This is a genomic window from Snodgrassella sp. W8158 (assembly GCF_016100435.1).
Classification (GTDB): Bacteria; Pseudomonadota; Gammaproteobacteria; order Burkholderiales; family Neisseriaceae; genus Snodgrassella; species Snodgrassella alvi.
Genome location: NZ_JACFSM010000006.1, coordinates 20,647 through 34,238 on the forward strand (window position 1 = coordinate 20,647; position 13,592 = coordinate 34,238).

The window sequence follows — 13,592 nt, forward strand, 5'->3', positions numbered from 1 at the left end:
TTTGCTTGGGCTTTTAATTTTTATGATACCCTTCGGGAATACACTATCGCCTGCTAAACTTGCTATCTATTACGTCTTACTATAATAGTTGCTTATAAAACTGCTATCCTGCTATGAATAAAGCTGCAACTGAACTTCCCATTTTAACCATAGCCTTGTGTGCCGGCGAAGCATCTGGTGATTTACTGGGTGCCCATTTGATGAATGCGATCCGTGCACGTTATCCGAGGGTACAGTTTGTTGGTATTGGCGGACCGCGGATGCTGGCAGCCGGAATACAAAGTCTCTATGATCAGGAAAAACTGGCAGTACGCGGTTTTGTTGAAGTTGTCAAAAAACTACCGGAAATTCTGGCCATTCGTCGCGGTCTGATTCGTTCACTGAAACAAATCAGACCACAGGTATTTGTCGGTATTGATGCACCGGATTTCAATCTGGGTGTTGCCGAAAGTTTAAAACAGGCCGGTATTGCTACCGTACATTATGTCAGTCCGTCTGTCTGGGCATGGCGGCGTAAACGGGTAAAAAAGATTGTTAAACAGGTGGACGAGGTATTATGCCTGTTTCCGATGGAACCGGAACTATACCGGCAGGCAGGCGGACGGGCACGTTTTGTCGGGCATCCTCTTGCTCAGACTTTGCCACTGGTTATTGACAGAAAGGCGAAAAGGCAGCAGCTGAAACTTTCTGAACAGGCACCAGTGTTTGTTTTAATGCCGGGCAGCCGGGTCAGTGAAATTGATTTCATGGCACCGATTTTTTTACAGGCTGCTGAAATTATTCACCAGCGTTATCCTCAGGCTCAGTTTTTACTACCACTGGCTACGGCGGCAACACGGCAGCGTATGCAGGATATTCTGGCTCAGCCGGTGTGGCAAAAATTGCCGATACGTTTAATGTCTGCACATGCAGAAATGGCCTGTCAGGCAGCCGATGTTGCACTGGTTACCAGCGGTACGGCCACGCTGGAAGTGGCTTTATGCCAGTGCCCGATGGTAATCAGCTATAAAATTTCACCTTTAACCTATGTATATGTCAAACATAAAATTAAAGTGCCGTATGTTGGTTTGCCTAATATTCTGTTAGACAGAGGTGTGGTACCTGAATTACTGCAAAGTAATGCAACACCACAAAAACTGGCAGAGGCTGTGATTCACTGGTACGAATCGCCACAGGAAGTACAGGATTTGCAGGCAGACTTTTCAGCACTACATCAGCAGCTGCGTTTGAATACTGATGAACTGTCTGCACAGGCGGTATTGCAGCATGCAACGGGGCAAATATGAATACAGAGCTGATGGTATTACCCAGCCATGCCGGTGTAGACGAAGCCGGTCGTGGTCCGTTAGTTGGCAGTGTATATGCAGCAGCTGTTATTTTACCGGCAGATTATGATTTACCCGGTCTTACTGATTCAAAAAAATTGTCTGAGAAAAAGCGTGATGAGCTGGCAATATTAATTAAGCAGCAGGCAACTGCATGGTCTGTAGCTGCAGCAGATGTGGCAGAAATACACCAGTATAATATTCTGTTTGCTACTATGCGTGCCATGGCTCGTGCTGTAGCCGGTTTGCATATTCAGCCGGATAAAGTGTGGATAGATGGCAATCGCATTCCTGTTGATATGACTTTGCCGGCAGAAGCAGTAGTTAAAGGCGATCTCAAAATAGCCGCTATTTCAGCCGCCTCTATTCTGGCCAAAACGGCACGTGATGCAGAGATGTATGAGCTGGATAAATGTTATCCGCAGTATGGTTTTGCCCGTCATAAAGGCTATGGTACAGCCGCACATCTTGCTGCATTGCAACAGTTTGGTGTACTGCCACAGCACCGGCAGGATTTTGCACCTGTGAAAGCCTTGCTGGCGCAGGGAAAATACTGTCTCTGAGGCTATTCAACCGCGGGATTGTACTTTTATGCTTAATCTGTACATCGCTGTTATATTAATATTTTATGATTTCTGTTGAATTAATATCAAATAATTAGCAGCAGTTAATAATTATGCAAATCAGCGGTGAGGCATGCATTATCGCAATGATGATATGTAGCAATAATGCAAAAACGCTTTCCGGCAGGAAAGCGTTTTTAATCCATAACAGATAAATTAATCAACAAACTGTTTTTTAATTCGTTCACGTCGTTCCTGCGCTTCTACCGACAAAGTTGCAGTAGGGCGAGCGAGTAACCGTTTCAGACCAATAGGTTCGCCGGTATCCTGACAAAAGCCATAATCGCCTTCGTCTAGTTGGCGCAATGAAGCCTGAATTTTACTTAATAACTTACGTTCACGGTCACGGGTGCGCAATTCTAATGCATATTCTTCTTCCAGTGTTGCGCGGTCTGCAGGATCAGGCGTAGTAGCCTGCTCCTGTAAATGTCCGGCCGTATTGTTGGCATTATGAATCAGCTCATCCTGGAGTTTTAACAGCAAATCACGGAAGAAAGCTTGGTGTTCTTCATTCATGTATTCTTCTTCAGGGCCATTCCAGGCCTGGATGTCTTGTTCTGTGAGTTTGGCCATTGTACAGTCTTTCTTTTGCATAGCTCGATTAAGCAATTAGCTCAGGAACTGACAGCTTAATCTGGATTTGAAAATAACAGATACTGGATTTCAGGCTGTTAAAAAAGTTCGGGCATAATAGCATGTTTTTATAATTTATTAATAATTTTGCATTCGACAACATTATCCGAATATCAGCCAGTATGAAATCTTACTGCTTGCCTGCGGCAGCCACCATTCGAGACAAAGCCAGAGCACAAGCAGAATAATTGTCGCAGAAAAATCATATTTACCAATACGCATAAAGGCAAACGGACGGGTTAACGGAGCATAGATACGTTGCAAGGTAAATAGCAGTATTGAATAAGGTTTGCTCAGACTTAAAAACATTCTTATTACCAACCCGATGAATAATACATAGCACAGTGCTTTCAGGGAAAACAGAATGCAAAGAGCCAGACTGGCTGCAATAGTGCGAATATCCGGTAATACCCATCTAAGGCTGATAAACAGATTTAACGTACATGCCAGGTAATAAATAATGACAGTAGCCAGAATGCAGGCAATATCCCATTGGTACAATGGTGGTATAATTTTACGCAGAGGGCGTACCAGCCAGTTGGTACTACGTACACAAAACTGAGCCAGAGGATGCAGAAAAGGTAATTTAGCCCACTGTAACAGAAGCCGGGCCCAGCATATAATACTCAGTGCACTGGCTAATAAAAATAATGTTTTACTAATCACATATTGCCTTTAATGTCCGACGGATATTGAACTTTCTTTTTATAGAAAAAGATTCGGGCGGATTATATTATGGAAAAATTTGAACAAACAAATTCTGACTTAAGATTATATTGTATACAATATAAGAGATAAATAATGATATTTGATAAATATGATTTGTTTATTTAAAGTCGGGTTTACCGCTGTAATAATACAATCCATTGATTGTGGGCGGAATTCATAGTCTAAAAATCTGATCTGAATTGCAGTGCTATGATATGAGCAGCTTTTCTTGGTTTTGAATTTTGCTTTGACTGTTAAAGTATATCTGTAGCAGCTAATAAAATTTTTTCTTCTGCACTCCGAGTAAATATTGGTTTACTTTAACTATATTAATAATCAAATCATGTATTGTTATTTTATTCATTTTGTACCCTTCACAAGAGTACATTTGTTTTGCTGATTAATATATTTGATGTATTTTTATTGATGATTAATACAGTGCCAATAATTGCATAGAGAGAAAGTATTTTAATTTTACTAATTAATCAAAACCAATAAATTAAATATGTAAAACAAATCTTTGTTAAGTAAAAGCCAGAAATATAGATTTGGATTAGTCGATTAACATTGAAGTATTTTTAAATACTTAATATAAACAAGATAAAATATCAATAAATGAAGTACATTATAAGTGAATATGTTAAAAATATACTCTTTAATGTACTTCATAAAAACGCCTGAAGTTTTTTATAATTAGGTCAAAATAATCTAATTAATGTGACTCTATATCAAAATAATAACTTTTAAAAAGGTGCAAGTTGTTGCTGCATTTCTTCTGCTCGCGCAACACTGGCAGCAACACCGTCAATTACAACCTGTGTCAGCTGATGCCGGTCAAAAACTGAAGTCGCAGCAAATGTGGTGCCACCTTTAGATGTTACATTTTTTTGTAGTTGAGCAAATTCGGTGCCAGACTGTTCTGCCAGATTTACCGCACCTTTGAATGTATCAAGTGTTAAACGATGAGCCTCTTCAGGGCTGAAACCCTGTTGTATGGCAGCCTGTTGCAGGGCATTAAGAAAATAGAAGACATAGGCCGGACCACTGCCACTAATACCAGCGATACGATTAATGCCACTTTCTTCTTCCAGCCATACTACTTCGCCTGTTGTGCGCATGATATTTTCTGCTATGGTTTTGTCTGCTTTACTTATGCCTGCCGGTGCATACATACCGGAGATTCCCTGGCCAATCTGGCAAGGGGTATTGGGCATAATACGGATAATACGCTGGTGATTACCCAGAAATTGACTTAAAGTACTTATTGTTAAGCCTGCTGCTATGCTTAATACAAGCGCACCGTTAAGCCGGATACCGGTAGTAGCCTGCTGCATATCTTGCGGTTTAACTGCCAATACCAGGATATCTGTGGCTGCTAGTTCAGTTAATTTAGTACTGGTACGTACCTGATATCGTTCGCTTAGATATTGTCGTTTATTCTGATTACGGTCAATTACTTCAATCTCATAACCGCCTTGCTGAGTCATACCGGCTACGATAGCTGTTGCCATATTGCCACCGCCAAGAAAATATACGTTCATACGATTTTCCTCAGTTTTTATTAAAAATAATTAACTTAATCGGTAATATTGTCTGAATTGAATAAATTTAAACAATATTGGTTTGTAAAGACTTTTTATATTCAATATTAGCTTAATTATAGGTTCAATGTATAACGGATATAGTCAATATGGATTGCAGCTTCATATTCAGCAGCTAAATATTAACTAATTAATATTTTATTTTACTGATTTTATTGATTTTAAAGCTGATAAGAAACAAATAAAATTACTGGTGTTAATTAAACTGTTATGTTAATAATGTATTTTTATCTGATAAATAAAGAATATTTATGTTAAAAATAAAATCAATAGGTCGTAAGGCTTCTTATGGTTTAGTCTTGGTGTTATTAACCAGCATACTGAGTGCTTGTAATACGGCTAGCACCAGTAGTACGGATAAGACTAGTAATAAGGTTAGCGCCAGCAATCAATCAGATGGTCACTATGAAAAAATGTCAGCGGGATATGAGACTTCGTATTCTGGTGCCGACCTGGCACTTAAGAGTAAATCATCTTCGTCCAGGGTGGAGTATGAATCCAGAATAGGATTCAGGGGGGCAGACTATCAGAGTCCAGGCTCAAGGGCTGTATTTGAAACTCAGCAGCCGGATACTGCGCAATATAAAAATTATTCTGATAACCCGGTAAAACAGGTAGTTACTGAACCTGTTAGTACATTCAGTCTGGATATGGATACAGCCAGTTATGCAAATAGCCGACGGTTTATTGCACATGGCCGGATGCCGCATCCGGATGCAGTGAGAGTAGAAGAATTTATTAATTATTTTCCAAGTACTTCGAATGAGAAATTAACGTCAATAACAGGTTCTCCTTTTTCTGCCGGTTATGAGCTCGCACCCAGCCCATGGAACACAGATAAGGTTCTGTTAAGAGTTAATATTAAGGCAAATGATGTCAATTTTAATCAATTACCCCCCTCGAATCTTGTTTTTCTGGTAGATACATCCGGTTCGATGTATGGTGAAGACAGACTGGATTTGCTCAAAGAATCATTAAAATTACTGGTAAATAAACTGCGGCCCCAAGATAAAGTTTCTATTGTTGCTTATGCCGGAAGTGCCGGAGTGGCACTGGAACCCACTTCTGGTAGTAATAAAGCCAAAATTCTGGCTGCTATTGATAAATTTGAAGCCGGAGGCAGTACCGCTGGCGGAGAAGGGCTGCAACTGGCTTACAAGATGGCAGAACGGGGCAAAGTAAACGGTGGAATCAATCGGATATTGCTGGCTACTGACGGTGATTTTAATGTTGGTATTAATAGCACAGAAGAACTGAAAGCATTTGTCAGCAGAGAAAAAGAAAAGGGTATAACATTATCTACACTTGGTTTTGGTACTAATAATTTCAATGATGCAATGATGGTTCAGATTGCCGATGCAGGTAATGGTAATTACAGCTATATCGATAGTCTCGAAGAAGCGCAAAAGGTATTGCAGGAGGAGATGAGTGCCACTTTGGTTACGGTAGCTAAAGATGTCAAAGCTCAGATCGAATTTAACCCGGCTCAGGTACTCGAGTATCGCCAGATTGGTTATGAAAAACGGCAGTTAAAGCAGGAAGATTTTAATAATGATAAAGTTGATGCAGGTGATATTGGTGCAGGGAAAAAGCTGACGGTTTTATATGAACTGACGCTGGCCGGTGGTAAACCAAGTATTGATCCTTTACGTTATCAGAGCAAAAAATCTGCAACAGCTACAAATGCAAACAATAATGAAATTGCTTTTCTTAAATTACGCTGGAAAGCACCACGTGGTCAAAAAAGTGAACTGGCTTCCCTGCCTATAGAAAAGAAAGCTCTGACCAGTTCTTTTGCTAAAGCCGGAGTAGAAACACGGTTTATGGCCGCAGTAGCAGCATACGGACAAAAATTGCGTAATAATCCTGAACTGTCTAAAACATCTTATCAGCAGATAGCAAGCTGGGCAAATAATGCCAAAGGTGAGGATAAGCAGGGCTATCGTGCTGAATTTGTAAAATTAGTCAGAAAGGCAGCTGCTCTGGAAGATAAAAACAACTAAGGTATGATTCAGTAGCATATTAAATTCTATTTCTAATAGAAAATAAACAGAGTTATTGAACCGGATAGTTTAATAACTAAAAAAGCCAGTTTTTTAAAGCTGGCTTTTTCGTTTTTATTGCTTATGAATCAGTCTTGTTTGCTCACTACAATTATCAGATTTGATAGATACAAACATTTATGCTTTTGAAGTAATTTAAAGGTTGTAATTTATTTCAGTAATAAAAATAATTATTTTTAGTTTAATTCAATTCAACTATTGTCTGGTTTATGTTCTGCAATCAGAATCTGTATTGTTCAGGTCATGATATGCAGTATGTATTCTGAATGTATAAAACCAATAATTATTGGGAAAAAATAAAATACAAGGTTTGGCTGTTAGATGAATATCTGTGTATTTTGTAAATAAATTTTATATCGTATTATTTTTGCAATGCTAGAGATAAATCCGGACAAATTATGTCGTAATTAGTGTGTATACAGGTATGAAAAGCAAGATTCCGGGCTGAGGTGTTGATATAAGTAATGATTTATCCGAACCAATATAATCTGAGTATAATCAGTTTTGTCAGCATGTTTAGCTGATTATCAGGTTTTTATGAAATCCGCCGGGTAAGCACTCATCGGATTGTAAATGGCATTATTATGAAAAATATACTTTCAATTCAGTCTCACGTGGTATTTGGTCATGCAGGTAACAGTGCTACTGTTTTTCCTATCCGTCGGTTAGGTGTCAATGTCTGGCCATTAAATACAGTACAGTTTTCTAACCATACTCAGTACAAGCAATGGAAAGGTATGGTAATGCCGGCTGCACATTTACTGGATATTGCAGATGGTATTGCTGCAATTGATGAATTAAAAAATTGTGATGCTGTACTAAGTGGTTATATGGGTTCAGCTGAGCAAGGCAATGCGATTACTGATATTGTCAGAAAAGTGAAACAGGCTAACCCGCAAGCCATTTATTTTTGTGATCCGGTAATGGGACATCCGGAAAAAGGCTGTATTGTGGCAGGTGGTGTAGCTGAATTTTTGTGTGATGTGGCTTTGCCGCTGAGTGATATGATTGCGCCGAATCTGTTTGAGCTGGAAGAATTGAACAACAAACAACGTATTCATAATGTTGAGGAAGCAGTTGCAGCCTGCCGTGCTTTATGCAATAAAGGTCCGCGGGTGGTTCTGGTGAAACATTTGAGCCGTGCCGGCTATAAGACAGACTGTTTTGAAATGCTGCTGGTCACTGCTGAGGAAGCATGGCATATTCACCGGCCACTGGTGGATTTTGGTGAGCGGCAGCCGGTAGGTGTGGGAGATATGACCAGTGGTATTTTTCTGGCTGACTATCTGTCCGGTAAGACCTTGCTGGAATCATTTGAGCATACTACTGCTGCAGTATACGGCGTTATGCTGGAAACTCTGAAACGCCGGCAGTATGAGTTGCAGGTGGTCGCTGCTCAGGAAGAAATTGCTCATCCTGCACATCGCTTTCAGGCTGAGAAAATAGCCTGATTGATTTATATATTTATCATAATGATGATAATTTTTTGTGCTGCCGGTAAGAAATCCTTACCGGCATAATTTTATTTCTAAGAATTATTTTCTGTCTGAGTGTAGTTGCGCTGCCCGAAAATTGCACTGCCTACCCGTACATGAGTAGCTCCGCAAGTTATAGCAATACTTAAATCCGCGCTCATACCCATTGATAATACATCAACTGCAAAACCGGCCTGGTGCAAGTACTGTAACAGGTTTTGCATCTGATGGAACTGTTGCTGTAATTCAGAGTCTGTGCTGCCGGCCTTGGCTACACACATAAGTCCGCGAAGTTTAAGACGAGGTAATTCGCTGATCATATTAGCCAGTGCCAGTAATTCGCTTTTATCCGGGCTAATACCATGTTTATTGCTTTCTGCTGAAATATTCACCTCAATACAGACATTGAGGGGCGGTAAATATTCAGGACGCTGCTCATGCAGCCGCCGGGCAATTTTTTCACGATCAATAGTGTGTACCCAGTGTGCCCGTTCTGCCACAATTCGGCTTTTATTTGACTGAATATGCCCTATCATGTGCCAGACAACATCCAGCTCAGCGAGCTGACTGGTTTTTTCGCTGAATTCCTGAATATAGTTTTCACCAAAATCACGCTGACCAGCCTCATATAAAGTAATGATATCATTGGCAGGAAAGGTTTTACTGACAGCAATCAGCTGTACCGGCTGTGGTGCCGCAGTTTGCCGACAGACATCATTTATGTTTGCCAGTACCTGTTGCCAGTGTTGAATTAAGATGTCTGTATTTTTCATAATTAATGGTGTTTTTCAATTTTTCTGATTAAATCTAATTATATTTGTAAAAATTTTGACATAGTGACAAATATTTTCATTTTAAAGATACGACAACTTGATTAAAATAAGAACCATATTTTGTGCCTGTATCATGCAGGCAAGCATAATGGAGTAAATATGCAGATAACCGATTTATTGGCCTTCGGCGTTAAAAATAAAGCTTCTGACTTGCATCTGAGTGCTGGTCTGCCTCCCATGATACGCGTTAATGGTGATATCCGCCGTATCAATCTGCCTGAACTGAGTGCAGAAGAAGTAGGTAAAATGATTGCTTCTATCATGAACGATTATCAGCGCAAGGAATATCAGCAAAACCTGGAAACTGACTTTTCGTTCGAATTGCCCAATGTATCTCGGTTCCGTGTGAATGCCTTTAATACTGAACGCGGTCCTGCAGCCGTTATGCGTACCATTCCGAGTAAAGTTCTTACACTTGAAGAACTGAGGGCTCCGGCAATTTTTCAGAAAATTGCAGAACTGCCGCGCGGGCTGGTACTGGTAACCGGTCCTACTGGTTCCGGTAAGTCAACTACACTGGCAGCAATGATCGACTACATCAATAATAATGATGCCGGTCATATTCTAACAATTGAAGACCCGATTGAGTTTGTACATCAAAGTAAAAAATCGTTGGTAAACCAGCGTGAACTGCATCAGCATACTCATAGTTTCGCCAATGCCCTGCGTTCGGCACTGCGTGAAGATCCGGATGTGATTCTGGTAGGCGAAATGCGTGACCCTGAAACGATTGGTCTGGCCTTAACTGCTGCCGAAACAGGTCACTTGGTATTCGGCACTTTACATACCACAGGTGCTGCTAAAACTGTTGACCGTATTGTGGATGTATTCCCGGCAGGTGAAAAAGAAATGGTTCGTTCCATGCTGTCAGAAAGTTTGCAGGCAGTGATTTCTCAGACTCTGCTTAAAACCAAAGATGGTAACGGCCGTGTGGCAGCACATGAAATTATGATCAGTACTCCGGCAGTACGTAATCTGATTCGGGAAAACAAAATTGCTCAGATCAACTCCACCTTACAAACTGGTCAGAAATTCGGAATGCAGACACTCGATCAGTGTTTACAGCAATTAGTGCGTGAAAACCGTATTAGTATAGATGTTGCACGTGCCAAAGCAGTAAGTCCGGATCAGATGGTAGGCTAATTGTTTGTTGTTTTTATATAGGAAAGTGTATTGATATGGGTACGTTGAAAGGTTCTGCTGAGGAGTCGTCCGCTTTGACTGATTTACTTGCAGATATGGTTAAACATTATCAACATCCTGCAGCAACCGGGGCTGCCGATAATTCTGCTTCCGGTACAGCTGCCAATACATCCACAGTGACAACAGAACAACCGCAGTCTAATGTTGTTGCAAAAGAGGTTACGGTAACGACAGCAAACCAAATACCAGCACCGAATACAACAGCCACAACAGCAACTGCAAGAAATATGACAAAATCTGCTGTTACAGCGGTATCACAAACTGAAAAAGCTGTATCTGTACCGGTTGCAGAACGTATTCCTGCAAAGACTTCTGTTACTTCTGAAATCAATACAATGACAAAACCTACAAGCACAATGACAGATTCACATACACCAGATATCAGTGCAGCTGCCTCTGCCAGTTCTCCTGCTTCCCTTACTCTCGAACGGGAAACCATCCACCTCCATCCGGTACTGGAAAAAATGGCTGTGGAAGCTGTGCGTTTAAATGCTGCTGATATCTTTATCAGTCCCGGATTCCCGCCATCATGGAAAATTGATGGTAGGATCACACCGGCGCCTACTAAGCCTTTAACTGCTGATGAAACTGCCAAAATTGCTATGTCAACCATGACTATGGCGCAACGTCAGCGGTTTATCCAGGAACTGGATCTTAACTATTCCATTATTGCTAAAAACGGCGTGCGCTTCAGAGTAAATGCCTATCATGAACAAGGTCGGGTAGGCATGGTACTGCGCCGGATTACCACCGATATTCCAACTACTGAAAGCCTTTTTCTCCCACCGGTGCTGGATGAGCTGGTAATGAAAAAACGCGGGCTGATTATTCTTGCCGGTCCTACCGGTAGCGGTAAATCCACTACTATGGCTGCTATGCTGGATTATCGCAATGCTAATTCTGCCGGCCATATTCTGACTATTGAAGATCCGATTGAATATGTTCATAAACCTAAGAAAAGCATTATTACTCATCGCGAGGTAGGCGTAGATACGCTGAGCTGGGATAATGCTATGCAGAGTGCACTGCGTGAGGCTCCTGATGTAGTCTGTGTGGGGGAGGTGCGCAGTGATGAAAGCATGGAGTATGCATTAAAGCTGGCTCAAACCGGCCACTTATGCTTTTTTACTCTGCATGCCAGCAGTGCAAATCAGGCTATTGAACGTATTCTGAATTTTTATCCGGAAGAGCAGCATAAACAAGTATTGATGGATTTGGCACTGAATCTGGTATGTATTATTGGTCAGCGTCTGGCTTCGAAAAAAGATGGTAAAGGCCGTCGTGCTGTGGTTGACTTACTTATTAATACTGCTACTGTTCAGGACTATATCTACAAAGGCGAATTAATGCAGATAAAAGAACTGATGGCTAAAGCAGGTAATGATGGCATGCAAACTTTCGATCAGTGTCTGTTTCAGTTATATGCTGATGGTATTATTGATTTTGACGAAGCCTTGCGTCAGTCTGATTCACCCAATGACTTACGTTTACGTATTAATCTGTATGAACAGGGTGAAAAGGGTGCGGCAATCTTTGATACTGGGGCAGATTTGAATCTGATTTAAACTGATTAAATTTATTAATCAGCTATGATTTCGAATATTCAGGCAAAGCTATATGCTTTGCCTGTTATATTATCGGCTTGATCTATCAGCCTGTAATTTTAACTGTATTTACTACGGAATAATCAATCACCATGAAAGCCATGATTCTTGCTGCCGGACGCGGTGAGCGAATGCGTCCACTGACAGATACTTGTCCGAAACCATTGATGAATGTTGGTGGTCTACCTTTAATTGCTCATCATTTACGGCGGTTAAAGGCAGCCGGAGTTAATGATATTGTTATTAATCATGCCTGGCTTGGACAACAAATTGAAGATACTTTAGGCTCAGGGCATGCTTATGGCGTGGATATCCGTTATTCAGCAGAAGCTGAGGGTGGGTTGGAAACGGCCGGAGGGATTGCTACAGCCTTACCTTTATTGGGTCATGCCCCTTTTCTGGTTATAAACGGAGATGTCTTAACCGATATTGATTTTGCACAGGCTTTCAAGATTAGTAAAAAGTTACAGCAAACAGGTAAGCTGGCACATTTATGGCTGGTTAATAATCCGGGACATCACCCAGAAGGTGATTTTAGCCTGACGGACCAAGGGGATATTATTGAACGACAGCCAGAAAACCCGGCATTTACTTTCAGTGGTGTAGGTGTTTATCATCCAGCTCTTTTTAATGAGATACCAAGATATACCCGGGCTAAACTGGCACCTTTGTTGCGTACAGCTATGCAAACCGGGCTGGTGAGCGGTGAGTATTATGATGGCTATTGGCTGGATGTAGGTACAGTAGAGCGATTGCAACAAGCAAATCAATGGTTTGCTGAAAAAATATCATGAATCACTAACAGATATGATTAATATACGGTAACATAATTTACTCAGCTGGCAGAGCGAATATCCGTTTTATAAGATAGTGTCACAACCGGTCAGCATAAATCCTTGTTTTTCAGCGATTAAGTAGTAAAACATGCAAAAACAGCCGACAGAGCAAACTCATATTCGAATTCTGGGCGTTGATCCTGGCAGCCGAGTTACCGGCTTTGGAGTTATTGATGTCATCGGTAGCCAGCATATTTATGTGGCTTCCGGTTGTATTAAAACGACTTTAGGTGCCCCATTAGCTGAGCGTATCCGTATAATCGTTCAAAATTTACGTGAGGTGATTACAACCTATCAGCCAACGCAAACTGCTGTAGAACAGGTTTTTGTCAATGTTAATCCTGCTGCAACATTGGTACTGGGACAGGCTCGTGGAGCCGTATTGGCAGCATTAACCCTGGGAGAACTGCCTGTATTTGAATATACTGCATTACAGGTCAAACAGGCTGTAGTAGGTAAGGGGAAAGCTGCTAAAGAGCAGGTGCAGCATATGGTGGTGCAAATGCTGTCACTCTCGGGTACGCCTCAGGCTGATGCTGCGGATGCTTTAGCGGTAGCATTAACTCATGCTTTACGAAATTATAGTCTGGCTTCAAAAATTCAACAGGGGCTAACCATTAAATCTGGTCGTTTTCGTTGAATTCTGTCTGCCAGACGATATTCTGCTATTTGTCAAAGTACTTATTTC

General features: G+C 41.1%; 12 protein-coding genes. 8 read left to right on the forward strand and 4 right to left on the reverse strand.

Features of this window, described 5'->3' with window-relative positions; all coding sequences use genetic code 11:
* Positions 1-113 precede the first annotated feature (113 nt).
* Together lpxB and rnhB are read left to right on the forward strand one after the other, a co-directional pair.
* Complete coding sequence (gene lpxB, locus H3V11_RS10360; protein ID WP_110413809.1) at positions 114-1,286, forward strand: lipid-A-disaccharide synthase; 1,173 nt, start codon at positions 114-116, stop codon at positions 1,284-1,286.
* Positions 1,283-1,888 (forward strand): ribonuclease HII, encoded by a 606-nt coding sequence (gene rnhB, locus H3V11_RS10365; RefSeq protein WP_198224860.1) that lies wholly within the window; start codon positions 1,283-1,285, stop codon positions 1,886-1,888. The genes lpxB and rnhB overlap by 4 nt, the downstream gene beginning before the upstream one ends.
* A 216-nt stretch (positions 1,889-2,104) precedes the next feature.
* On the opposite strand, the gene dksA is transcribed toward rnhB, so the two are convergent.
* The 3 genes from dksA to proC form a co-directional block, all read right to left on the reverse strand.
* Positions 2,105-2,521, reverse strand: a complete 417-nt coding sequence (gene dksA, locus H3V11_RS10370) for an RNA polymerase-binding protein DksA (protein ID WP_025329875.1) — start codon at positions 2,519-2,521, stop codon at positions 2,105-2,107.
* Between the two features lie 162 nt (positions 2,522-2,683).
* The gene (locus H3V11_RS10375) at positions 2,684-3,247 is read right to left on the reverse strand and encodes a YggT family protein (RefSeq protein WP_025329876.1); all 564 of its coding nucleotides are present in this window, start codon (positions 3,245-3,247) and stop codon (positions 2,684-2,686) included.
* 785 nt (positions 3,248-4,032) lie between these two features.
* A complete protein-coding gene (gene proC / locus H3V11_RS10380) occupies positions 4,033-4,830 on the reverse strand; it encodes a pyrroline-5-carboxylate reductase (RefSeq protein WP_198224862.1) in 798 nt (265 codons plus the stop codon).
* Positions 4,831-5,141: 311 nt separating this feature from the next.
* Here proC and H3V11_RS10385 point away from each other — a divergent pair, with 311 nt between their 5' ends.
* Positions 5,142-6,893, forward strand: a complete 1,752-nt coding sequence (locus H3V11_RS10385) for a VWA domain-containing protein (RefSeq protein ID WP_198224864.1) — start codon at positions 5,142-5,144, stop codon at positions 6,891-6,893.
* Positions 6,894-7,537: 644 nt separating this feature from the next.
* The gene (gene pdxY, locus H3V11_RS10390) at positions 7,538-8,404 is read left to right on the forward strand and encodes a pyridoxal kinase PdxY (RefSeq protein ID WP_174831045.1); all 867 of its coding nucleotides are present in this window, start codon (positions 7,538-7,540) and stop codon (positions 8,402-8,404) included.
* A gap of 77 nt (positions 8,405-8,481) precedes the next feature.
* On the opposite strand, the gene H3V11_RS10395 is transcribed toward pdxY, so the two are convergent.
* Entirely contained in the window at positions 8,482-9,201 is a 720-nt protein-coding gene (locus tag H3V11_RS10395) for a YggS family pyridoxal phosphate-dependent enzyme (protein WP_198224866.1), read from the reverse strand.
* Positions 9,202-9,360: 159 nt separating this feature from the next.
* On the opposite strand from H3V11_RS10395, the gene H3V11_RS10400 reads away from it, so the two are divergent.
* The 4 genes from H3V11_RS10400 (at position 9,361) to ruvC (ending at position 13,544) form a co-directional block, all read left to right on the forward strand.
* Positions 9,361-10,404, forward strand: coding sequence for a type IV pilus twitching motility protein PilT (locus tag H3V11_RS10400; protein WP_084547955.1), 1,044 nt, complete (start codon positions 9,361-9,363; stop codon positions 10,402-10,404).
* 395 nt (positions 10,405-10,799) lie between these two features.
* Entirely contained in the window at positions 10,800-12,029 is a 1,230-nt protein-coding gene (locus H3V11_RS10405) for a PilT/PilU family type 4a pilus ATPase (RefSeq protein ID WP_198224901.1), read from the forward strand.
* A gap of 131 nt (positions 12,030-12,160) precedes the next feature.
* Positions 12,161-12,862: an N-acetylmuramate alpha-1-phosphate uridylyltransferase MurU gene (murU, locus tag H3V11_RS10410; protein ID WP_198224868.1), complete on the forward strand. Its 702-nt coding sequence runs from the start codon at positions 12,161-12,163 to the stop codon at positions 12,860-12,862.
* 130 nt (positions 12,863-12,992) lie between these two features.
* Positions 12,993-13,544, forward strand: coding sequence for a crossover junction endodeoxyribonuclease RuvC (gene ruvC / locus H3V11_RS10415; RefSeq protein ID WP_198190467.1), 552 nt, complete (start codon positions 12,993-12,995; stop codon positions 13,542-13,544).
* The last annotated feature ends 48 nt before the right edge of the window (positions 13,545-13,592 follow it).